Genomic DNA, 21,810 nt, shown 5'->3' on the forward strand with positions numbered 1-21,810 from the left:
CCATGCCCAAACTGATCCGTTTGTATATCACGCAAGTGGCCTGGGGCTTTGCCATCTCGGCAATTTTTGTCGGGGTGCTTCTGGCCCTGAATGTCGCCAACCTGCGTCATCTGATTACTGGTTCTGATATCGGTCTGGTTGCTCTGGCGATGATCTGGTTCATGAACGGGATCGTCTTTGCCGGTGTACAGTTTGCCTATGCCATTATGAGCATGGCCGAAAAACCCGGCGGTCCGCGCGGTGGAACGCCGGTTTCTGTCAGGCTAAAGCCTGCCTTGATCAAACAAGAGGCACGTACTGGGCGTTAAGACAGGTGACACGCCGGCTGAGGTGGACGCAGAGCTTGCCCGCCGTAATTGGTAGGTCAGGGCGTCAGTTTTAGTCTGACTGCGTTGTGACTTTTGTCTGACAGGGTTCGGGTCATTCGGCAGACAAGGCGACACCCTCCACGGTAACCCTGTGCATCAATCGTCGAAATCCATGATAGTCATTGACCGCTTTGTGCCATGTGGCCCGGTTGTCCCAGATGGTCATGTCGCCTGTTTGCCAACGAATGCGGCATTGGAACTCGGGTTGCTGGCAATGGTCATATAGCATTGCAAGGATGGCTGCTGATTCATCAGCGCTCAGGCCTTCGATATGGGTTGTGAACACTGGATTCACATAAATACCGCGCCGCCCGCTGAGGGGGTGTTTTATGATCACAGGATGTCGCGCGTCTTGGGTGGCTGCCTGTGCATTGCTTAGCCGACCACTTTGCGCCGCTTCACTGTCCTGTGTGCTTGTTCCAAAAACGTGCCGAGAGGAATGAACCGCCCAGAGCCCATCCAGAAAGCTCCGCATGGTAGGTGACAGCGCCTCATAAGCCGCACCCATCGAGACGAACAGCGTGTCGCCTCCAAAGGGCGGGGTTTCCAAAGCATGCAGGATAGACCCCATCGCCGGGATTTGGTCGTAGGAATGATCGGTATGCCAGCCCTCTCCGATGGCCTCTTTCTGATCCTTTTCCTTCAGCACCATAGCGATTTCTGGATGCCCCTCGACCGGCCTGAAGAAGCGGTTGATGTTGATCGCGCCAAAGCGTTGGGCAAACGCCAGATGCTCATCCGGGCCGACATCCTGCGCTCTGAGTACGATGACAGAGTGCTGAGCAAAGGCCGTATGAATGGCGTCGAACAGGCTGCCGTCTCGGATATCGGCGCCGATGATCTCTGCGCCCACACCGCCGGTAAGTGGTCTGATGTCCATCTGCTTTCTCCCTGAGTTTCAAACGCAGGGTAGCGCATTGCTAAAGGTCGAAAAAACTGATTTAAAATTTGTAAAGAGAAGATTTTATTGATGATACGTTTCACTTTGCGCCAGTTGTCGTTCTTCGCCGAGACGGCGCGATGTGGCGGTATCGCGCAGGCAGCCAGGAACCTGAATGTTTCGGCCGCCGCTATTTCATCGGCAATCGACAAGCTCGAAGATGTCACTGGTTTGACGTTGTTTGACCGCTTTCCCGCACGCGGGATGAGGTTGACCCGCGTTGGCGCAGCCATTTTGACGGATTCCGAAGCGTTGCTGATGCAAGCAGGCGCGCTCGGCAATCGGGCCGCTGTGATGGCTGAGGGTAAAACAGGGTCTATTGTGATCGGGACGCATTATGCGATTGCGCAGAAGATCATTCTACCAGCTGTTCTGGCTTTTCGCCAAAGCCATCCCGGTATCCGCATCGAGGTTGTTGAGGATGATTTCCCGAACCTCGTTGCTGCGCTGGATGCGGGCGAATTGGACGCGCTTGTGGTGTTTGATCAAGGGTTTGAACCTCGACGTCATCACGTTGAAGTACTTAAAGAACTGGCGCCTCTGGTTTTACTCCCGGCCTCGCACCCATTGGCGCATGCCGCCAGCATACAGCTTGAGCAGCTGACAGGCATGCCCTACATCGCAGTGTCGCGTTCCGGTCCGGGTCCAAGCTATCTTGACCTGTTGCAGGCCGCCGGGCTTGATCCAGAAGTACCGCTGACCTCGCAATCACGAGAGTTGGTGCATGCCTATGTTGGCAAGGGGCTTGGGTTCACGCTGGTTGGTTTTCCGCCTGAGGCGAGCCGAACGATAGAAGGCGATGCGGTCGTAGCGCGTCCGCTGGTACAGGATATCGGGTATTTTAATGTTGTGATTGTGCAGCCCCGCGCCATTCGGCAACCCGAACCCGTAAAAGCATTTCTTGATGCCTGTCTGATCCAGGTTTGATTAGCGCGATCTGGCCCGCAGGTCAGAACCCAGAGCTCGTAAATCCGGCTATTTCCTGCCGGAGTTTGGATCGAGTGTGGCGGGACCACCAGTCAACCGTGCGGTTTGATTCCCGAGGACCTGTATGTACAGGTGGGCGCCAGGTAATCAGGCCAGGACCTGAACAGAGCCAGCCCCCTCGGAATTGCTTAAGGCCACCAGAATGCTACCAGTCACAAGAAGGGCAGAACCCGCCACGGGCCTAAGTAGGGCGTCCGGCGGGTTCGCACAAGGGGTCAGGCGTCAACAGTTTCGTGCAAGGCCACGCGCATCTTGCCAAAATGCTCGTCCCAGCCATTGTCCAGCGCCAGGATCAGGCCAAAGGCATCGGCACCTTGCGGCAGACCTTCGTGCAGCAGGTCCAGGCGTGTACCGCCCGCCACCGGTTCCAGGGTCCATTTCACGATGCTGACCGCGTCTCCCATCGGCTTAACCGTGAACGAATATTCCAGATAGGACGGAGGGCGCGCCTCGCGGACCTCTCCCCAGATCAGCAGGTCGCCACTGGTTGTTCCGAACATCTCAAGCTTTTGGCCCTGCGCCAGGGGGCGTTCGGGTTTGTGAAACCATTCCGCCAACCGGTCGGGTTCGGTTAGATAGGCCCAGACAGTCTCGGGCTCGGCCCTCAGGAAGATGGATTTCCTTAGAACGGCATCAGTCATTTTGATTTCCTTTCAACAGCTTCTTTAAGAGAGTTAAGGCGTTCATCCCAAAATTGATCAAAGTAGCTGAGCCAATCCAGAACAGGGGCCATGCCTTTTGGTTCAAGTCGGTTTATGCGTTCCCGGCCACGGGCTTCGACGGCAATCAGGCCGCCATCCGACAGCACGGTTAGATGTTTCTTGACCGCCGCGCGGGTCATGTCGAAGCGATCAGTCAACTGAGCGATCGTCATGTCCTGCAGTGCCAGCATCTGCACAATGTCCCTGCGGGTAGGGTCAGCCAGAGCGCGGAACGCGTTTTGAGTTTGGTTTTCCATATGCAACCTAAAGAGATACCATTTGGTTTCACATTAATGCGATACCAAATGGTACTATGTCAAGCCGTATGGGCTCACTTTACATTTGTTCACTAATTGTTCACATTTGGGATATGACATTGGACCTGCAACCCGGACAAAGACTTGCACGTGGCGTCGCCCGTCACCTGACGGCGCATGGCTTTGTATCCGTTGAGGAATTCGTGCCTATACGCGGACTGCGGGTTGATGTGATGGGGCTGGGTCCTAAGGGTGAGCTTTGGGTGATCGAATGTAAATCAAGCCGCGCTGATTTCCAGTCGGATTCCAAATGGCATGGTTATTTGGAGTGGTGTGATCGATTCTTCTGGGCAGTGGATACGGAGTTTCCGACCGAGCTGTTGCCTGCCGAGACCGGGTTGATCATTGCCGATGCTTATGACGCCGAGATCGTGCGTATGGCACCAGAGGACAAGATAGCTCCGGCCCGGCGGAAGAAGATGATCCAGAAATTTGCCACAGATGCAGCCCGGCGCTTGCAGTCCCTGAGAGATCCCAGAATCTGATAGGTTAGCTTTTTACCGCCCGTGCGGCATGCGCAGCAGCACGGAGTTCATCGGCAATCTCTTCGGCTTCTTCCGGATCGAAATCCATTGGAATTTCAAGGTTTTCCGCTTCGATGAATAGGCGCACCATCCCCTGATCTGTTGGTCCGATCTGCAAATTCGCCTGAATGTCACTTTCGGTATTGATGCTCATGTGTGCCTCCGGGGATGAGAGTTCGTGCTAGCGCGCAAAGGCTTGAGAATCAAGTTACCTTTGCGTTCAAATAGGGGATGCACTCTATTCAGATCAGACCCTTTGAAGCTTTGGACGCGCCGTGGTTGGTGGCTGTGCATGATCTTTTGTATTCACGAGACGAAGGTTTTGACGACTCTTTTGCCGTGTTGGTGAAAGAAATCCTCGACGATTTCATCTCGGACCATGATGCCAAGCGCGAGCGTGGCTGGATAGCCGAATGTGACGGTAAACCTTTGGGCAGTATTTTCTGCGTTGCCCTGAGTGAAACGACCGCAAAACTGCGCTTGTTCTTGCTGTTGCCCGAAGCGCGTGGGATGGGCCTGGGAAAGCGGATGCTGGAGAGCTGCATGGGCTTTGCTCGCGGCGCCGGTTACACTGAAATGAGGCTGTGGACGCATGAAAGCCACAAGGCTGCCTGTGCGCTTTATGGGTCCACTGGGTGGCAGTTGATGGATAGCAAACCGGTCCATTCCTTCGGGGTTGATCTGGTCGAACAAAGCTGGAAAATTCAGCTTTAATCCTCTTGCATTCCGTGAACGCGTTCGGTACATCGCCCTTCACAAGTGCCGCCTTAGCTCAGTTGGTTAGAGCGCTGGATTGTGGATCCAGAGGTCCCCTGTTCAAGCCAGGGAGGCGGTACCATCTCCCCGATTGTCAGAAAATTCCCAAGCTAGTTCGGCCCCTAAGCCACCGCGCAAATCGAAGGGCTGCCTTCACTCAAAACGGTACCGATTATTATTTGAGAAATTGTCTTTTCCGGGGATTGCAGCGGCTGCATCCCCGGTAGGTTCTTAGCGTGCCAGATTCAGGCGAAAGCGCATTTTCGTTTTCCGTTCCGCAGGTAAATGACGGTTCAGATGCTTGTTCACTAGGCCGAACCCTCCAACGATCACAAGCGTCAGTAAGATGAAATAGAAGGCAAGGATTGGATAGGCGACAAAGGGGTTGAACGTCTTGTCCGCGAAATAGCTTGCGTAATACAGCGCATCGCCTCGTTGCTGCCAGGCGGGGAAGGCCGAGAAGAACACCAGCGTGGTGGCATGGAACAGAAAGATCGCCTCATTCGTGTAGGCGGGCCAGGCAAGCCGCAGCATGGTGGGCCAGACGATCCGCCGGAAGCGAGACCAACCGGACATGCCATAAGCATCTGCAGCCTCGGTATCGCCCTTGGGAATGGATCGGAGCGCGCCAAAGAAAATTTCGGCTGAATAGGCGGCTGTGTTCAGAAACAGAACAATCAGAGCCCCTATCCAGGCCGACGTCAGAGAATCGAACATCGGATAGGATTTCTTCAGCGACAGGAAGAAGAAATAGGCAAAGAAAAACTGAATGAACAGCGGCGAACCTCGAAAGATGAAAATGAACCATTCCGAAGGTTTGCGCAGCCAGAAACTGGGTGAAGCTTTGCCAAGCGCCAGTGCTGTGGCCAGGAAAAATCCGGTCGCAAGCGCCATGACTCCGAAATAGATATTCCAGATCATACCAGACCCGATCAGGGTAAAGTGCTCACATAAGGTAAAGTCGGATTTTGGCAGCAGGCGCTCGCCATATCCAAGAGATCGCAGGCCGTAGTCCTGAATGGTCTGCAAGCAGCTCATGCGGTGGTCTCCTTGCGCAGCAATTCTCCGGCGGCGGTGGCCTGTCCGTGGGACAGCCGGCGCATCAGGCGTTCAAGCCCGATCTCGGACATACGGGTGAAGCCAAGGTAGAAAACCAGCAGGAACAGGAAATACCACATGCGCCAGTCACCGTGTGGGTATTGCGTAAACTTCGGAGTCTTGGTGCTGCCCAGTTCGCGGGCCCAGTACACGATATCTTCGATGCCCAGAAGGAACAGCAACGGTGTGGCCTTGATCAGAACCATCCAGAGATTGCTGAGACCGGGCAGGGCATAAACCCACATCTGAGGCACAAGGATTTTCCAGAATGTCTGGCGGCGGGACATTCCATAGGCTTCGGCGGTTTCCAGCTGTGTATAGGGTACCGCCCGCATGCCGCCGAACAGAACATTGGCGGCGAAAGCACCGAAAACAATAGAGAAAGTGATGACAGCCAGAAAGAACCCATAGGTTTCGTGCACCCATTCCGGCGAGGTGCCCAGTGGCAGTTTGGCAGATTGGCAGACGATAAAGTCGTTGCCCTGTCGGATCGAATCCGTCCAGTCCGGGCAGAGAATTTGATGCCGCGTCCATTCGAATGCCTGATCCAAAGCAATCACGAAGAACATGAAAAAGGCGATATCCGGCACGCCGCGCACGATGGCGATATAACCCTTACCCAGCCAACTGACCGGCAGAACGTGCGAACGGGCAGCCATGGCCCCGACGAACCCGAAACCCAGCGCTACGGGCGCCGTCACGGCAAGCAGGGCCAGTACCTTGAGGAAGGACAGGTAAAAGGACCAATGCACACCATTGGTCAGATAGCACGAGAACCAACGAAAGGTTCCCAGCGTGTCGGGATCAGTGCAGAACGAAAAAATGGCGGGCCTCTTCAGGTGGTAAAGGCGCTGGGGCGGCGCGCCCGTAGACTGGGGCACGCCGCCGGATCAGAATTAGAAGGTCGAAGACACTTCCCATTTGGTGATCAGCTCGTTCAGGCTACCGTCATCCTTCATGGATTGGATGGCTGCGTTGAGCTTTTCTTTCAGCTCACCGTCGGATTCACGGACGCCAATGCCGACGCCACCACCCAGCGGAACCTCATCGGCCACAAAGCGCAGATCTGCGTCTTCGTCGACGATCGGGGCAAGGAAGGATTTGTCGGCCAGAACCGCATCAGCCTCACCGTTGCGTACGGCAGCGATGGTTTCCTCGGGGCTGGCGAACTCGACCAGGGTCGCGCCGGATTCGGCGATATAGCCAGCCTGAATGGTGCCAGTTTGTGCGGCGACCACACCACCTGCAACATCGGCGTCATCCGACATTGCTACATAGGCGGAGGGATCCGGCGGTGTGTAGTTCTGGGTAAAGTCGATGACCTCGTCACGCTCGTCGGTGATCGACATACCAGCGATGATCACATCGTAGTTGCCCGAGACCAGGTTCGGAATGATCGAATCCCAGTCGTTCTTGACCCACTCGCAGGTCAGGTCTGCGCGTTTGCACAGCTCGTCGCCCAGCTCGCGCTCAAAGCCGTCGATCTCACCTGCGTCATTGACGAAGTTCCAAGGTGCATAGGCGCCCTCGGTCCCCATCCGGATGGTGTCTGCCATAGCCATGCCTGCGCTCAGCGCAAGGGCCGCAGTGGTCAGGATCAGTTTTTTCATTGGATACTCCCCAGTTTTGGTTCTGATCTGAAGTTATGCCGCCTGAGTGGCGGAAAGAAAGCCCTGAAGCCGTGGAGATTCAGGGGTAGTAAAGAGATCTTCAGGCAGGCCTTCTTCTTCGATGAGGCCCTGGTGAAGGAAAACGACATGGCTAGAGATATCAGCGGCCATTTTCATGTCGTGGGTCACAATGATCATGGTGCGGCCTTCTGCAGCCAGGTCTTTGATCACCTTGATCACTTCTTGTTCCAATTCGGGGTCCAGCGCCGACGTGGGCTCGTCAAACAAAAGCGCCTCGGGCTCCATGCACAGCCCCCGCGCGATCGCGGCACGCTGTTGCTGGCCACCAGACAACTGTGCGGGGTAGGCGTCGCACTTGTCGCCAATACCAACTTTTTCAAGGTATCTGCGTGCGCTGTCTTCAACTTCTTTTTTGTCACGGCCCAATACCGTTACAGGTGCTTCCATCACGTTCTGCAGGATGGTCAAATGAGCCCACAGGTTGAACTGTTGGAAAACCATCGACAGGTTTGTGCGAATGCGCAGAACCTGTTTCGCATCAGCAGGCCGGCGCGTGTGGCTGTTACCGGACCAACGAACAGGTTCACCCTTGAAAAGGATTTCGCCCTGCTGGCTGTCTTCCAACAGGTTGCAGCACCGCAATAGAGTGGATTTCCCAGACCCCGAGGACCCAATCAAAGATACGACATCGCCCCGTCTGGCAGTGATATCCACGCCCTTCAGCACTTCCAGATTGCCGAAACTCTTGTGTAGGTTCTTGATCTCAATGACGGGAGTTGAATCTGTCACGGTTGGTCCAGGTGTTATTGGTGTTGGTGCGGTACTAGGGCTTAAAAATCAGATCAATGCAATGCGCAAATGACAGAGTAAGCGGGTGATTCCGTCAATTTGACGAAGCGTTCTGGTCAATTTGATCATGAATTATCCATCGCAGTTTACAATTTCGACGGATTTGGGACGCGCAGATAATCTTTGGCAGGAATAGAGATCAGGTCATGCAGGTGCAGAAGGTTCCGATCTTGCGGTGACATGGTTAGAATCGCGTTGCGAGCAGCGCGTGCGATCTGAGCGGCGTCCTGATCCTTCGCTGTGATATAAGGTAGCGCGGGGGTTGGGGTTGTTTCGGCGACCTCACGCAGAGCTTCTGGAAGGTCGGAATGGACCTTCAGTATCTCCCATGTCAGCGCATCCAGCGCGGCATAATCGGCACGGCCCTCGGAAATGGCTTGAGCAGACAGCGCATGACCACCGGATTGCAGAACCGACGATGGTGTTCGGTGGTATCGTTCAAGGTGAACCATTGGGGCGGCCCATCCGGATTGCGACAGCGGTTCATTATAGGCAAAAACACCATCGGCCAATTCATCAAGATCGCGGGGGTCGTGGCGGCGGGCTACAAAAACCGACCGGTAATGGCCAGGTGGGCAGCCAGGCAACGCGTAATCCGGCGTTCCAACCAACTGCACCTTGCCATGCAGCCGGGCGCGAAAGGGCATGCCGCAGGTCTGGGCAAAAACCAGATCCGGGTCCAACCAGACATCCCAGACATCCCGGTCTCGGTTTAGGTTTGCGGGGCCATAGCCAAGGTAATCACGAATCGATGCCCAAAACCGATCATTCGCAGGGCGCAGCGCAGGCATGTCGTACATGCCCAGCATGGCTATCAAGATTTGGCAGCCTTTTGACGGGCCATTGCAGAGTCGACATCACTGATGCCCAGCAGGCTGACGACCAGTCGCAGTAAGGAATCCTCTTCACCCGTGCGGTGCCCATCCGCCAGAGCGACCGACCACAAGGCCTGAACGACTGCCAGGCGGTCGTCATAGGCAACGGCCTCTTTGATTGCGCGAGTGAACCGTACGGTGTCCGGTGCTTCGGCCTCGAGATCTTCGGCGCGGGCGCGCAGGCCGGCGGCTTCGAACGGGGATAGGTCATAGCGTTCAACCGAAATCCGGTCGATTCGCGCCATTTCACTGTCGGCATAGTCGTTGTCAGATCGGGCAACGCGCACCAGCAGGGCCGTCAAGGCCAGTCGAGCATCGTCATCGGTGAAAGGGGCGGGCTGAGGCTGGGTCAGTCGAGACAGAAAATCACTAAACATGAGACAGGTATAGAGAGGCCTTACGCCTCTTCCAAGCGTCTTTGCACACGCTTTCTGGCGGTCTTGCTGTCGTTAAAGCTCAGACCCATGGCGATGCGGGCTTCTTCGACGATTTTCATCTCGCCCTCATCTGTATTCCCGTCGGCAAGAACCACCTCCCAGAGGGCATCCAAAGCGGCCAAGCGCTCGTGCAGGTCCGTGGTTTCCCGGATCAGCTTACCGAACGTGTCCGTTTCCGGTGCGGCTGCGTGCAGCTTCTCGCAGGTGGCGCGGACCTTTGCGGCTTCGATCGCGTTATGTTGATAAAGTCGGGCGAGGATACGGTCGATCAGGCTGATCTCTTCCAGCTTATAATCCCTGTCCGCTTGTGCAACGCGCACCATAAGCGCCCCGAGTGCAAGTTCAGCGTCTGGGTCGGGCAGATTGTCGTGTTGTGGCGGGCGGAAAGCCTGAAAGAGTTTTTTCAACATGGTCAGAGATTATTCCATATTTGATAACCCGCCAAGCACGGACTATCGCGCAAGGCTCAGAATGATCAAAAGACCGCCTGCTAGAGCCGGATAGCGCGCTGGGTCAGAGTACCTTTCGCGCTTCGTCTTGCAGCCAGGCCAGCATTTTCCGATAGGGTACAGGGCCATAGCTTATACGCGCGACTCCCAGCCCAGCCAAAGTGGCGGTGTCCGGTGTGCCGGGTAATGCTATGATATTTAGCGGCAGGTCGATTGACTCTACCAACCGGGCAATCATGGCCTGATCCCGTAGGCCGGGGGCGAAGTATCCGCTGGCCCCTGCATCTGAATAGGCTTGTGCTCGGACCATTGCCTCTTCCAGCATCGCATCATCATGGGTTTCGGGCTGCGCCTTCAGGAAAATGTCGGTCCGCGCGTTGATAAACGCAGGAACACCCGCCGCATCGCAACCTTCGCGCATCGCGCTGACACGGGCGGCCTGAGTTTCAATATCGTACAACTCATTTGATCCGATGATCTGGTCTTCGAAGTTGAAGCCGACAACGCCGGATTCAAGGGCCAGCCTGACATTGGCAGAGATACCCTGAGCATCAGCCGCATACGCACCTTCGAAATCCAGAGTAACCGGAAGATCAACGGATTCGACAATCCGGCGAGCATTGTCCAGCGCGGCCTGCATCGGGATGTTTTGGCCGTCGCTGAACCCTTGTGCCATCGCAACAGGAGCGCTTCCAGTGGCAATGGCTTGGGCGCCAGCGTCGCGCACGGCACCGGCACTGCCAGCATCCCAGATATTGTACAGGATAACCGGTTCGCCCTTTTTGTGCAGGGCCGCGAATGTCAGTGCATTGGTGATCTGATCGGTCATGGCCGGTCTCCTATCTCTGAGTTGCGGACAGTTAACCGTGCAAAGGGTCAGCGCGTACAGTCTTTTCGCGCTGACCGATACAATCTGCTTTCGTGCCTGGTGTCAGACCAGACGCGAGGTGTCCTTGGCTGCGCGCACAAAGTCGCGGAACAAAGGATGCGGGTCGAACGGCTTGGATTTCAGCTCGGGGTGGTACTGGACCCCAATGAACCAAGGATGATCCGACCACTCGACGATTTCTGGCAACCGCCCGTCGGGGGACATGCCTGAGAAATTGAGACCGGCTTTTTCCAGCTTGTCGCGGTATTTGATGTCCACTTCATAGCGGTGGCGGTGGCGCTCCTCGATGGCGGTACCGCCATAGACTTCGGCCACTTTTGACCCTTCGGCCAGAACCGCGTCATAGGCGCCCAGGCGCATGGTGCCGCCCTTGTCATCACCGACTTTGCGTTCGACCTTGTGATTGCCCTGCACCCATTCTTTCAGGTGATAGACCACCGGTTCGAACCGCTTTTTACCGGATTCATGGTCGAATTCCTCGGACCCGGCCTCTTTGATGCCAGCGGCATTTCGCGCGGCCTCAATTACGGCCATCTGCATGCCCAGGCAGATGCCCAGGTAGGGCACTTTATGTTCGCGGGCGTATTGCGCAGCCTTGATTTTGCCTTCGGTACCGCGCTCACCGAATCCGCCGGGCACGAGGATCGCGTGGAAGCCTTCCAGATGCGGGGCGGCCTCTTCGGTATCGAATACCTCGGCATCGACCCATTCGACCTTGACGCGGACACGGTTGGCCATCCCGCCATGGGTCAGCGCCTCGGCTATCGACTTATAGGCGTCTTCCAACTGGGTGTACTTACCGACGATGGCGACCTTCACTTCGCCCTCGGCATTGTGGATGCGATCACTGACGTCTTCCCATTTGGTCAGATCGGGCTTGGGGGCAGGGCTGATCTGGAAGGCATCCAGAACCGCCTGATCCAGTCCCTCGCGGTGATAGGCGAGCGGAGCATCGTAGATGGTGCTGAGGTCCTGCGCAGCAATCACGCTATCGGGGCGGACGTTACAGAACAAAGCCAGCTTTTCACGTTCCTTGGTCGGGATCGGGCCTTCGGACCGGCAGACCAGAATGTCGGGGGCGAGACCGATCGAACGCAGCTCTTTCACCGAGTGCTGGGTTGGTTTGGTTTTCAATTCGCCCGAGGCTTTGATGTAGGGCAGCAGGGTCAAGTGCATGAACAGGCATTGGCCGCGTGGTTTGTCCTGGCTGAATTGGCGGATGGCCTCAAAGAAGGGCAGGCCTTCGATATCGCCCACGGTGCCGCCGATCTCGCACAGCATGAAATCAACCTCATCCTCGCCTATGGCGATGAAATCCTTGATCTCATTGGTGACGTGCGGGATCACCTGAATGGTTTTGCCCAGGTAATCGCCGCGGCGTTCTTTTTCCAACACGTTGGAATAAATCCGCCCGGAACTGACCGAGTCGGTTTTGCGCGCGGCTACGCCGGTAAAACGTTCGTAATGGCCAAGGTCCAGATCGGTTTCTGCCCCGTCATCTGTAACGAACACTTCGCCATGTTCAAAAGGCGACATGGTGCCCGGATCGACATTCAGATAGGGGTCCAGCTTGCGCAGACGCACCGAATATCCGCGGGCCTGCAACAGCGCGCCCAAAGCCGCCGAAGCTAATCCTTTGCCCAAGGATGAAACCACACCACCAGTGATGAAAATAAAACGCGCCATGTTTTTCGGCTGCTCCCCGTGAGACGTCAATATCAGCTGCCCGGCGGTTCAAGAAAAACCGCTGCATCACGGGACTTCACGTATAAAGGATTCGCGCCAATAGCGCAAGAGAACCGCAAGATGCTGTTGCAGTTCTCTTTTCGGTTTCTAGGTTTTGTGTGTCAGTTGGCCTGCGGGATCAAAGGCGCGTTGTCACCCTGTGCCGGAGGCAACAGGTCATCCGCCGACGGAATTGCCGGTGTGCTTTCTTCGGTCGCGGCCGGTGCCTGTGTCCCAATCCGGTCAAGCACAGAGCTGCCCGAGGATTTTTGTGCCGCCAGAATGGTCAGCGTGATCGAAGTGACGATAAAGCACGCGGCTAAAATCCAGGTCACCTTGCCCAATGCTGTTGCAGCCGACCGGCCAGCCATGGCACCGCCTCCGCCGCCACCCATGCCAAGGCCGCCGCCTTCGGACCGCTGCATCAGGACGACGGCGATCAGGCCCAAAGCCAGAAGAAGATGGATAATGAGAACGACGTTTTCCATGGTGGTCCTGTACAGCGTGGCGTGTATCGCGAGGTACTTATGCAAGTTTGGTTCCGGGGGCAAGTCACGAGTTACCATCACGCCAAGTGATCTTCGGGATCACAGCAAAGAGACTGGACAGGCAAGGGGATGGTAAAGCAGGCTGCGACCCATGCCACATGACGATCCCGACCATCCGCACGCCTTATTGCCGCCTGAACCCGCCCTTCGCGTCAAGGCGCTGGAAACGATTCTGACCCGCAAGGGTTTGATCGACCCGGCCGCTTTGGATGAGATCATCGACACTTACCAAAACAAGATTGGCCCGCAGAACGGTGCCCGGGTTGTTGCCAAAGCCTGGACTGATCCGGCCTTTAAGGCAGCACTGCTTAAGGATGCAACGCCCGAGGTGGCAAAGCTTGGCTTTTACGGTCGGCAAGGCGAGCACATAGTTGTTGTCGAAAATACCCCTGATCTCCACAACATGGTCGTTTGCACGCTTTGCAGTTGCTACCCATGGCCTTTGTTGGGGATTCCACCGGGGTGGTATAAATCGGATGCCTATCGTGCGCGGGCCGTGCGTGAGCCGCGTAAAATTTTGTCAGAGTTCGGAGTTTCTCTGGCGGATGAGACAGCCGTGCGGGTTTGGGATTCAACGGCCGAGATACGCTATCTTGTTCTACCCATGCGCCCCGATGGCACCGATGGGATGACCGAAGACGACCTGACCGCGCTTGTGACCCGTGACAGTATGATCGGAACCGGCCTGCCAAAGGTGCCGTCATGACCCGCGTTCACGATATGGGAGGACGGTTCGGCGACGGTCCGGTGATCCCCGAATCCCAAGATGCAGCGATTTTCCCAGAAGAATGGCACGGGCGCGCATTGGCACTGACATTGGCTGCCGGGTTTCTGGGACAATGGAATATCGACATCTCGCGCCATGCACGCGAACGACTGTCGCCCAAAGACTATGCACGATTCTCTTACTACGAAAAATGGGTGTCAGCACTTGCAGATCTGTTGGTAGAGCAGGGGGTCCTGACTTTGGAAGACCTTCTGGGCCAAGGAACGGATGCTTCACATCCTTTGGCTTCCCGCGCGCTGACAGCCGGGGCGGTAGAGGGAGCACTGTCCAAAGGCGGTCCGGCTGATCGACCCTCGAATATCGCGGTGCAGTTTGATCCCGGCCAAAAGGTGCGTACAGTACGACCGGCTGCCAACCGCCTGAAAAACGGTGGTCATACCAGGTTGCCATCTTACGCTTCTGGCGCTTGCGGTCGGATATTACGCCTGCATGGGGCGCATGTTTTGCCAGATTCCAATGCTCATGGTCTGGGAGAGGCACCTGAACCACTATATGCGGTTGCATTCCCAGCCTCGGAGCTTTGGGCCGATCCCGAGAACCGAAATGACGAGGTCATATTAGATCTGTGGCAAAGCTATCTGGTGCCCGATGAGTGAGTGTAACGCACAGCCATTACCCGAGCTGGCATTCGCAGAGCCCTGGCATGCACAGGTCTTTGCGGTCACGGTCGCGCTGAATGAAGCGGGACGATTCGAATGGTCGGAATGGGCCGATCGATTTTCGAAGATGCTAAAACGCCATGGTCTGAGCAAAGAGCTGAATGGTGGCAACGACTATTTCCATGCCTGGCTGGAAACACTCGAGGCCTATTTAGCCGAAATGGGTGACGCGAACCCAAGTGATGTCTCTGCAGTCTCGTTGGATTGGGAGAAAGCCTATCTGACGACTCCACATGGTGAACCCGTTCATTTGTCGAATGGCTAGAAAGGGGGCGCTGCCCCCGCCGCGGCAAGCCGCGACTCCCCCGAGGTATTTTGAGCCAGATGAAGCAAGGGATCCTCTCTTCATCTGGCCAAAAATACCTCCGCCGGAGGCACCACGCACAGCGTGGTTATGATCTGCGGCGAATTATCGGTTTCCCTGTCGCTGACACATCGCTATACGAGCCGGGTTTGATATCTCAGCGCAAAAGGACCAGATATGGCCAATGTGGTTGTTGTCGGCGCCCAGTGGGGTGACGAAGGAAAAGGCAAGATCGTCGATTGGCTCAGTGAACGGGCCGATGTGATCGCGCGTTTTCAAGGCGGGCATAATGCCGGTCATACGTTGGTAATCGACGGTGCCGTCTATAAGTTGCACGCTCTGCCATCCGGTGTGGTACGTGGCGGCAAGCTGAGTGTCATCGGCAATGGCGTTGTTCTGGACCCCTGGCACCTGCTGAAAGAGATCGCAACGATCCAGGCGCAGGGAGTCGAGATATCGCCCGAAACGCTGATGATCGCAGAGAACACCCCGCTGATCCTGCCCATCCACGGTGAACTGGACCGCGCACGCGAAGAGGCGGCAAGCAAAGGAACCAAGATCGGCACCACCGGTCGTGGAATTGGCCCCGCATATGAAGATAAGGTTGGGCGGCGTTCTGTGCGGGTTGCTGACCTGGCAGACGAAGCGACCCTTGAGGCACGTGTAGATCGCGCGCTGCAGCACCATGACCCGCTGCGCAAGGGATTGGGGATCGAACCCGTGGACCGCGATGCACTGATTGCTCAGCTGAGGGAAATTGCGTCCGAGATTCTGCCTTTCGCAGCACCCGTTTGGAAAGTACTGAACGAAAAGCGCAAGGCTGGTAAGCGTATTCTGTTTGAAGGCGCGCAGGGTGCCCTTCTGGACATCGACTTTGGAACCTATCCGTTTGTGACCTCGTCCAACGTGATCGCCGGTCAGGCGGCGACCGGTGTCGGCATCGGGCCCGGCTCGATTGATTTTGTCCTTGGCATCGTAAAGGCTTACACGACCCGTGTGGGTGAGGGGCCGTTTCCAACCGAATTGGATGATGCGGATGGCCAGCGTCTGGGTGAGCGTGGGCACGAGTTCGGTACCACCACCGGGCGCAAGCGGCGTTGCGGCTGGTTTGATGCCTGTCTGGTGCGCCAAACCTGTGCCACTAGCGGCGTAAACGGTATTTCGCTGACCAAGCTGGACGTGCTGGACGGATTCGAGACGCTGAAAATCTGTGTTGCCTATGACCTTGACGGTAAGCGTCTGGATTATCTTCCCACTGCAGCCGATCAGCAGGCACGATGTACTCCGATCTACGAAGAAGTGCCTGGTTGGAGCGAATCCACGGAAGGCGCGCGCAGTTGGGCGGACTTGCCTGCAAATGCCATCAAATATGTGCGTCGGGTCGAAGAGTTGATCGAATGTCCGGTTGCATTGCTGTCCACTAGCCCAGAGCGGGATGACACCATTTTGGTGACAGACCCGTTTGCTGACTGATGGCGGGCGAACAGAAAAATGGCCTGAGCTATAAAGCGCGTCGTCGTTGGTCGATGGTGCTGCTGCTGATTGGCCTGCCGGCTTATATCGTTGCGGTGGTGACGGTGATAAACTGGTTGGACCGGCCACCAATTTGGTTGGAACTTCTGGTATACGTAGCGCTCGGCATTTTGTGGGCTCTGCCTTTCAAATTCATCTTCAAAGGTGTCGGAAAAGAAGATCCAAACGGATCCTCTGACTGAGCGGCCTATTCCGGGCTCATCCTGCGGCGGGTTCATACGCCTGCCCACAAAAGATCGCCCAATGAAAAAGGGCCGGAGTTGGTCTCCGGCCCTTCTTTCTTTTCGGTTTGAATTTAGCCTGCGGCGCGTTCATCTCCGTCAGGGCGGAACCCTATCTCGTCCGAAGCCGCAAACCGACCTCCGCCAGCTTTCTCAATCTTGCCATCGCGCAGCAGTTGCCCGAATGAGCGCAAGCTTTCCTCGCGATTAAAATCGTCCTGCTTGAGAGAACGGATCTTGTTCATCAGTTGCGGGCGCGAGAACTGTTCCTGTCCTTCGATGAACGACAGATAAGATGCCGCAGCTTCCAGCAGGTCCGGCAGAGATTGTGCGCCCTGTTCCTGCGCATAGTGCGCAAAGCCGCTTTCCTCGATCGGAAGACCCAGCGGTTTGGATTTTACACGGCGCGGAGAAATCGGCCCCATTTCATCCTCGTCTTTATTGTCGATGCGCTGTTCAGCAACCAGCTTGAGGGGAGCGGCAGGCTCTACCTTGGGACGGGCAGTTGTAACATTGCTTTCGGGGCGGCGCGGGCTGATCTGCTGAGCCTGATTACGGTTCAGCGCATCTGCACGATCAGCATTGGTTGCGGCCACTGCATTGCGCAGACGGGAATATGTCTCGCGCTGAGTGGCAGTCGCGGGATCATCCATCTGTTCGACCGCCTTTTCCATCAGGCGAGAAACGTCCTCGTCCAGGTTCGGTTCCTCAGGCAGAGGCTCGGATGCACGGGCGGACAACACGGCTTCGACGCTGGCAATTTCGTCAAGCAGAGTTTCCTCGTCTTCTTCGGTCAAATAGCCGGCAACCTCTTCAGGTTCGTCTGCGTCCGCCGAAATGTCTTCTGTCAGGATATTGTCGATTTCGTCGCTCTCGGCTTCGTCCGTCTCGGCACTCAGATCCGAAAACAAAACCTCTTCTGCCTCGACAGTGGTCACATCGTCGACGATGGGTGCGACATCAATTTCTGGCACGGCGGGGGTCTCTTGGGCCGGGCCTTCGATCTCTGCCTCTTCCGCGGCGGGTGGGGGTATGTCAATCTGAGGTTCGGGCTCAATTTCCTGAGCCGCTTCAACCTCTGCATCGGCCGCGGGGGATTCGACCAGATCTGTGGGGGTCAGAGTTCCGGCCTGAAAGGCAGCCGATACGGCATCAGTTGGGCCGGTTTCGGATTTCATCAGGGGCGAATCTTCATCCTCGGCGTAGATCACCGAGTTTTCTTCGCTATGAGAGACTACCGCCCGGATCCGTTGCAGCTTTGCGGCGATACTATCGGCGGCGGGTTCGGGTCGACCCTCAACCGGCTCGGCCTCTGCGATGGGCGCGGACTGTGAGGAGGCAGCGGTATAGGCCGGAGCACTCGGGGTACTGGGCGGGGTCATGGGCGCGGTAGAAAGGGACGGTGAAGCGGCACGGTCTTGCGCCCGCAGAAGCAATCCGTTTTCGCTCTGGCTGGCTTCGACTTTACGCGTCGCATCTCGCTGAGCAATGCGGGTCAGCATTTCGGCGTCTGGTTGCGGGGGTTCGGACCCAAAATACCTGTCATCCGCTGCAAGGTCGCGGAAGTATTCGGCAATCGACTTCATCGTTTCAAAAGAATCGTCAAATCCTTCCAAAGTGCACGAGAAGGTTCCGTAGGAAACTGTCAAAACCTTGTTATTCTGTACCATCAGACGTACGTCCTCTACAAACTACACGAGCCATCAGCCCGGTCGTGGGCAGAGCTATTGGCTCAGAACTTTGTCCATGAACCTATCATTTTGTGGTCTCAATGTGTCAAAACCCGGAAAAAATGATCAATCTCATGAAAAAGACGCGAATTGTACGTTCGAAAGAGTCAATCACGCTGGTTGGAAGCGGTCAAATTGGCCCTGAAGATTTGGATTTGGCGTTGATTCGCACAAAGTTGGCCGTCGCCGCGGATGGTGGGGCGGCAAGTTTGTTGGAAATTGGGCGCATTCCAGACGCTGTTATCGGTGATTTTGATTCGCTCGATCCGGATCACAAAGATCAGATTCCGCTGGATCGACTGTTTCCAATTGGCGAACAAAATAGCACGGATTTCGACAAGGCCCTGCGCAGTATCGAGGCGCCGCTGGTGATTGGGGTTGGTTTTCTCGGGGGGCGTCTGGATCACCAGTTAGCAGCACTCAACGTCTTGGTTCGCAGGCAAGATCAGCCCTGTATTCTGATTGGCGAAAGTGAGATTATCTTTCACGCACCCCCCAAAATCTCGGTTTCTATGGCGCCTCGAGATGTCGTCTCATTGTTTCCATTGCAGCGTGTATCAGGGCAAAGCCGCGGCCTTGAATGGCCAATCGACGGGTTGGTGATGGAGCCGAACGGCGCTGTCGGAACGTCCAACCGCGCATTGGGCTCGGTTGAATTGCGTATGGATGGGCCGGGCCTTTTGGTAATGTTTCCCAGGGCGATGCTGGATCAGGTCATGCAGGCGCTTCTGTCGGTGCCGTCCGGGCGCTGGCCCGCTCACGCAGAATGACATAGAGGCCGGCAGCGATGGTGATGCAGATGCCCAAAGCGGCGACACCGTCGGGCAGATCGCGAAAGATCAGCCAGCCAAACACCGTGGCGACCGGGATTTCGAGATACTGCATCGGGGCCAATGTTGCAGAGGGTGCATATCGCAGCGACCAGGTCATGAACAGATGTGCGACCGTGCCGAGAAGCCCGATTGCAAGCAAAAGCCAGATATCGCCCAAATTCGGAGCAATCAGGGACAGCTCCCAGATTCCGGCGGGTGTTCCCACCAACAGGGCAGGCAGTAGGATGACAGAAGCTATGACGCCCGACACGGCCTGAAGCGCAATGGGATCTGTAGCTTTTGCAATTTGCCGGGTCACGAGCATGAACAGGGCAAACACCACCGCGACGACAAGTGGAAGCAAAGCCGCATATCCGACCTCGGCAAAGCTGGGTTGAATGACAAGCAATGTACCACCAAAGCCCACAAGGCACGCAATCAGGCGTCGTTTGCCGACTTCTTCCTTTAGTACCAGTTTGCCAAGAAGCAACATGATAAACGGCATAACAAAGGCGATGGCCACAGCGTCGGCCAGCGGCAGGTATTGCAGGGCAGAGAACATCGCGGCGATGCCGACGATGTGCAGCAGGGTTCTTATGACAGCCAGGCGAAATATACGCCCCTGCATGCGCCAGGGCCTGCCAGTCCAGGCGACCAGCGGAACCAACAACATGGCTTGAATGGCAAACCGGACAAAGACCAGCATTCCAAGCGGCACGGTTTCACCCAGTAATTTGGCGACCGCGTCCCCCAACGGTGCGAGCGCACAAAAGCCAAGCATCAGCACGATGCCAAAAACGGGACGATCCTGTGTCATGCAGCGACGCTAGCGATTTGATTGAACCGGGGAAAGGCGAAAGCTAGGGGTCGGGCAGCGGTTGTACTTTGGTGTAGTCCGGGCCGATGCAGATCGGCAGCCCGTCATCCAGTTTCAGCCAGCCCAGCTGCTCTTCATGCGCGACATGCAGCGTGGGCTGCAGTTGGTTAGGGTCGTCCAGAAGGGCCACATACAGATGCATCACGCCGGACATCGCGTCGGACCGGAATGAGATCGGCGAGCCGCAGTCAGGACAAAAGCTGCGTTCTACGCCGGGTGAGGATGCGAATGTCTTTGGTTCCTGGCCCGTCCATTTCAACTGTCCGTCGCGGACCCCGAAATAAGCTGTCATCGGGGCCGCGCATTGTCTGCGGCAACTGTCGCAGTGGCAGATCACACAGGACAGAACGGGCGAGTCCACCCGAAATGAAACCTTACCGCAAAGACAATGGCCTTCCATTTCGCTTCCCCGCGTTGCCTCAGCAATTCGGCACGTTCACCGCCAAACCGCCCAAAGACGTTTCCTTATACTTTTCGTGCATGTCGTGCCCGGTCTGCCGCATGGTTTCGATGACAGCGTCCAGCGGTACGAAATGGTGACCATCTCCGCGCAGGGCCAAAGAGGCTGCCGACACCGCCTTGATCGCACCCAGCCCGTTGCGTTCGATACAGGGTACTTGAACCAGCCCGGCGACAGGATCACAGGTCATGCCCAGATGATGCTCGAGCGCGATCTCAGCGGCATTTTCCACCTGTTCCGGCGTGCCGCCCATAACCGCGCACAGCCCGGCTGCAGCCATGGCTGCGGCGCTGCCGACTTCAGCCTGACACCCGGCCTCGGCGCCCGAGATCGAGGCGTTGTATTTGACCAGCCCGCCAATAGCGGCCGCAGTTAGCATGAAATCTTCGATGTGGTTCTCTGAAGCACCGGGTACATGGTCCAGATAATAGCGCATTACCGCTGGAAGAACCCCGGCAGCACCATTGGTGGGGGCGGTCACCACCTGACCGCCAGCTGCGTTTTCTTCGTTTACGGCCATGGCGTAAACGCTCATCCAGTCGTTGATCGTGTGGGGCGCGTTCAGGTTCATGCCACGCTCGGCCATCAACGCGTCATGGATGCCTTTGGCGCGACGGCGCACGTTCAAACCGCCTGGCAGAATACCGTCAGTGGTCAGACCGCGCTCGATACAGTCATTCATGACCTGCCAGAGGCGCGCAGTGCCTTTGGCAAAACTGTCTGCACAGCCGCGCGCGATCTCGTTGGCGCGCTTCATCTCGGCGATGCTTTTGCCGCTGGTTTTGGCCATGTCCAACATCTCGACCGCCGATTTGAAAGGAAAGGGCACCGGTGCGCCTTCATCTGTTGCCTTGCCTTGGGCCAGTTCTTCCTCGGTCAGAACAAAGCCGCCACCGATCGAGTAATAGACCTGCCGCAGGATCACGTCGCCCTGTGCGTCCGTGGCCATCAGGACCATACCGTTAGCATGGCCCGGCAGATTGTTTTCATAGTCGAAAACCAGATCGGCCTTGGGATCGAACTGCAGCGTGGGCAATCCTTCGGGGGTCACGCTGTGGGTCTCACTTATGCCAGCCAGTGCGGCCTCGGCCCGTTCGTGATCATATGTGTCGGGCACAAATCCGGCCAGGCCCAGGATCGTGGCGCGATCGGTTGCGTGGCCGACACCGGTAAAGGCCAGCGACCCGTGCAACGACCCGCGCAGCCCTGAAAATTCGAACGGAGAGGCGCGCATCATGTCCAAAAACCGCGCGGCAGCAACCATTGGTCCCATCGTATGGGACGAGGACGGGCCAATGCCCACTTTGAACATATCGAAGACAGACAGAAACAT

The 21,810-nt window shown here is 56.6% G+C and carries 28 protein-coding genes and 1 tRNA gene; 11 read left to right on the plus strand and 18 right to left on the minus strand.

Annotated features, from left to right (window positions below; translation table 11 throughout):
- Positions 1-2 precede the first annotated feature (2 nt).
- The gene (locus AC2FIC_RS02190) at positions 3-308 is read left to right on the plus strand and encodes a hypothetical protein (RefSeq protein ID WP_142634632.1); all 306 of its coding nucleotides are present in this window, start codon (positions 3-5) and stop codon (positions 306-308) included.
- A gap of 112 nt (positions 309-420) precedes the next feature.
- On the opposite strand, the gene AC2FIC_RS02195 is transcribed toward AC2FIC_RS02190, so the two are convergent.
- On the minus strand, positions 421-1,248 hold the full coding sequence (locus AC2FIC_RS02195; protein ID WP_496690790.1) for a TauD/TfdA dioxygenase family protein: 828 nt from the start codon (positions 1,246-1,248) through the stop codon (positions 421-423).
- A 90-nt stretch (positions 1,249-1,338) separates the two neighbouring features.
- Here AC2FIC_RS02195 and AC2FIC_RS02200 point away from each other — a divergent pair, with 90 nt between their 5' ends.
- Positions 1,339-2,235: a LysR family transcriptional regulator gene (locus tag AC2FIC_RS02200; RefSeq protein ID WP_496690789.1), complete on the plus strand. Its 897-nt coding sequence runs from the start codon at positions 1,339-1,341 to the stop codon at positions 2,233-2,235.
- A 275-nt stretch (positions 2,236-2,510) separates the two neighbouring features.
- Here AC2FIC_RS02200 and AC2FIC_RS02205 read toward each other — a convergent pair whose 3' ends face one another.
- Together AC2FIC_RS02205 and AC2FIC_RS02210 are read right to left on the minus strand one after the other, a co-directional pair.
- Positions 2,511-2,936, minus strand: coding sequence for an SRPBCC family protein (locus tag AC2FIC_RS02205; protein WP_496678221.1), 426 nt, complete (start codon positions 2,934-2,936; stop codon positions 2,511-2,513).
- Entirely contained in the window at positions 2,933-3,253 is a 321-nt protein-coding gene (locus AC2FIC_RS02210; protein WP_271946295.1) for an ArsR/SmtB family transcription factor, read from the minus strand. Before AC2FIC_RS02210 ends, AC2FIC_RS02205 begins: the two co-directional genes overlap by 4 nt.
- 113 nt (positions 3,254-3,366) lie before the next feature.
- On the opposite strand from AC2FIC_RS02210, the gene AC2FIC_RS02215 reads away from it, so the two are divergent.
- Positions 3,367-3,798, plus strand: a complete 432-nt coding sequence (locus tag AC2FIC_RS02215) for an MmcB family DNA repair protein (RefSeq protein WP_496690788.1) — start codon at positions 3,367-3,369, stop codon at positions 3,796-3,798.
- A gap of 4 nt (positions 3,799-3,802) precedes the next feature.
- On the opposite strand, the gene AC2FIC_RS02220 is transcribed toward AC2FIC_RS02215, so the two are convergent.
- The gene (locus AC2FIC_RS02220; RefSeq protein ID WP_142634620.1) at positions 3,803-3,991 is read right to left on the minus strand and encodes a DUF6324 family protein; all 189 of its coding nucleotides are present in this window, start codon (positions 3,989-3,991) and stop codon (positions 3,803-3,805) included.
- Between the two features lie 77 nt (positions 3,992-4,068).
- Between AC2FIC_RS02220 and AC2FIC_RS02225 the strand changes: the two genes are divergently transcribed.
- Together AC2FIC_RS02225 and AC2FIC_RS02230 are read left to right on the plus strand one after the other, a co-directional pair.
- Positions 4,069-4,551, plus strand: a complete 483-nt coding sequence (locus AC2FIC_RS02225; RefSeq protein ID WP_496690787.1) for a GNAT family N-acetyltransferase — start codon at positions 4,069-4,071, stop codon at positions 4,549-4,551.
- Between the two features lie 47 nt (positions 4,552-4,598).
- Positions 4,599-4,675 (plus strand) — tRNA-His (locus AC2FIC_RS02230).
- A 149-nt stretch (positions 4,676-4,824) separates the two neighbouring features.
- Here AC2FIC_RS02230 and AC2FIC_RS02235 read toward each other — a convergent pair.
- The 10 genes from AC2FIC_RS02235 to secG form a co-directional block, all read right to left on the minus strand.
- Positions 4,825-5,631, minus strand: a complete 807-nt coding sequence (locus AC2FIC_RS02235; protein ID WP_142634616.1) for an ABC transporter permease — start codon at positions 5,629-5,631, stop codon at positions 4,825-4,827.
- On the minus strand, positions 5,628-6,515 hold the full coding sequence (locus AC2FIC_RS02240; protein ID WP_142635158.1) for an ABC transporter permease: 888 nt from the start codon (positions 6,513-6,515) through the stop codon (positions 5,628-5,630). Before AC2FIC_RS02240 ends, AC2FIC_RS02235 begins: the two co-directional genes overlap by 4 nt.
- A 72-nt stretch (positions 6,516-6,587) precedes the next feature.
- Entirely contained in the window at positions 6,588-7,301 is a 714-nt protein-coding gene (locus AC2FIC_RS02245) for a transporter substrate-binding domain-containing protein (protein WP_271946303.1), read from the minus strand.
- Positions 7,302-7,334: 33 nt separating this feature from the next.
- Complete coding sequence (locus tag AC2FIC_RS02250) at positions 7,335-8,111, minus strand: ABC transporter ATP-binding protein (RefSeq protein ID WP_271946306.1); 777 nt, start codon at positions 8,109-8,111, stop codon at positions 7,335-7,337.
- Positions 8,112-8,257: 146 nt separating this feature from the next.
- Positions 8,258-8,980, minus strand: a complete 723-nt coding sequence (locus AC2FIC_RS02255) for a phosphate/phosphite/phosphonate ABC transporter substrate-binding protein (protein ID WP_496690786.1) — start codon at positions 8,978-8,980, stop codon at positions 8,258-8,260.
- A 5-nt stretch (positions 8,981-8,985) separates the two neighbouring features.
- Positions 8,986-9,423, minus strand: a complete 438-nt coding sequence (locus tag AC2FIC_RS02260) for a tellurite resistance TerB family protein (RefSeq protein ID WP_142634608.1) — start codon at positions 9,421-9,423, stop codon at positions 8,986-8,988.
- 20 nt (positions 9,424-9,443) lie between these two features.
- Entirely contained in the window at positions 9,444-9,893 is a 450-nt protein-coding gene (locus AC2FIC_RS02265) for a tellurite resistance TerB family protein (protein ID WP_142634606.1), read from the minus strand.
- A 103-nt stretch (positions 9,894-9,996) separates the two neighbouring features.
- A complete protein-coding gene (locus AC2FIC_RS02270) occupies positions 9,997-10,761 on the minus strand; it encodes an isocitrate lyase/PEP mutase family protein (RefSeq protein WP_496690785.1) in 765 nt (254 codons plus the stop codon).
- Between the two features lie 102 nt (positions 10,762-10,863).
- Entirely contained in the window at positions 10,864-12,507 is a 1,644-nt protein-coding gene (gene pyrG, locus AC2FIC_RS02275; protein ID WP_142634602.1) for a CTP synthase, read from the minus strand.
- Positions 12,508-12,668: 161 nt separating this feature from the next.
- Positions 12,669-13,034 (minus strand): preprotein translocase subunit SecG, encoded by a 366-nt coding sequence (secG, locus tag AC2FIC_RS02280; protein WP_142634600.1) that lies wholly within the window; start codon positions 13,032-13,034, stop codon positions 12,669-12,671.
- A gap of 151 nt (positions 13,035-13,185) precedes the next feature.
- Between secG and nthA the strand changes: the two genes are divergently transcribed.
- From nthA to AC2FIC_RS02305, 5 genes are all read left to right on the plus strand, one after another.
- Positions 13,186-13,800 (plus strand): nitrile hydratase subunit alpha, encoded by a 615-nt coding sequence (gene nthA / locus AC2FIC_RS02285; RefSeq protein ID WP_496690784.1) that lies wholly within the window; start codon positions 13,186-13,188, stop codon positions 13,798-13,800.
- Positions 13,797-14,477, plus strand: a complete 681-nt coding sequence (nthB, locus tag AC2FIC_RS02290; protein ID WP_496690783.1) for a nitrile hydratase subunit beta — start codon at positions 13,797-13,799, stop codon at positions 14,475-14,477. Before nthA ends, nthB begins: the two co-directional genes overlap by 4 nt.
- Entirely contained in the window at positions 14,470-14,805 is a 336-nt protein-coding gene (locus AC2FIC_RS02295) for a nitrile hydratase accessory protein (RefSeq protein ID WP_281972314.1), read from the plus strand. The genes nthB and AC2FIC_RS02295 overlap by 8 nt, the downstream gene beginning before the upstream one ends.
- Before the next feature lie 216 nt (positions 14,806-15,021).
- Complete coding sequence (locus tag AC2FIC_RS02300) at positions 15,022-16,317, plus strand: adenylosuccinate synthase (protein WP_142634592.1); 1,296 nt, start codon at positions 15,022-15,024, stop codon at positions 16,315-16,317.
- Complete coding sequence (locus tag AC2FIC_RS02305; RefSeq protein WP_142634590.1) at positions 16,317-16,559, plus strand: DUF2842 domain-containing protein; 243 nt, start codon at positions 16,317-16,319, stop codon at positions 16,557-16,559. The genes AC2FIC_RS02300 and AC2FIC_RS02305 overlap by 1 nt, the downstream gene beginning before the upstream one ends.
- A gap of 113 nt (positions 16,560-16,672) precedes the next feature.
- Here the strand turns inward: AC2FIC_RS02305 and AC2FIC_RS02310 are convergent, their stop codons facing one another.
- Positions 16,673-18,268 (minus strand): hypothetical protein, encoded by a 1,596-nt coding sequence (locus tag AC2FIC_RS02310; protein ID WP_496690782.1) that lies wholly within the window; start codon positions 18,266-18,268, stop codon positions 16,673-16,675.
- Between the two features lie 134 nt (positions 18,269-18,402).
- Between AC2FIC_RS02310 and AC2FIC_RS02315 the strand changes: the two genes are divergently transcribed.
- Entirely contained in the window at positions 18,403-19,098 is a 696-nt protein-coding gene (locus tag AC2FIC_RS02315) for a thiamine diphosphokinase (protein WP_496690781.1), read from the plus strand.
- Here the strand turns inward: AC2FIC_RS02315 and AC2FIC_RS02320 are convergent.
- The 3 genes from AC2FIC_RS02320 to AC2FIC_RS02330 are packed head-to-tail and all read right to left on the minus strand — an operon-like array spanning position 19,043 to position 21,810.
- Positions 19,043-19,957, minus strand: a complete 915-nt coding sequence (locus AC2FIC_RS02320; RefSeq protein WP_496690780.1) for a DMT family transporter — start codon at positions 19,955-19,957, stop codon at positions 19,043-19,045. The genes AC2FIC_RS02315 and AC2FIC_RS02320 overlap by 56 nt on opposite strands.
- Before the next feature lie 43 nt (positions 19,958-20,000).
- Positions 20,001-20,417, minus strand: a complete 417-nt coding sequence (locus tag AC2FIC_RS02325; RefSeq protein WP_496690779.1) for a GFA family protein — start codon at positions 20,415-20,417, stop codon at positions 20,001-20,003.
- Positions 20,418-20,436: 19 nt separating this feature from the next.
- A complete protein-coding gene (locus tag AC2FIC_RS02330) occupies positions 20,437-21,810 on the minus strand; it encodes an L-serine ammonia-lyase (RefSeq protein ID WP_496678195.1) in 1,374 nt (457 codons plus the stop codon).

Source organism: Ruegeria sp. CDSC079, assembly GCF_059610505.1.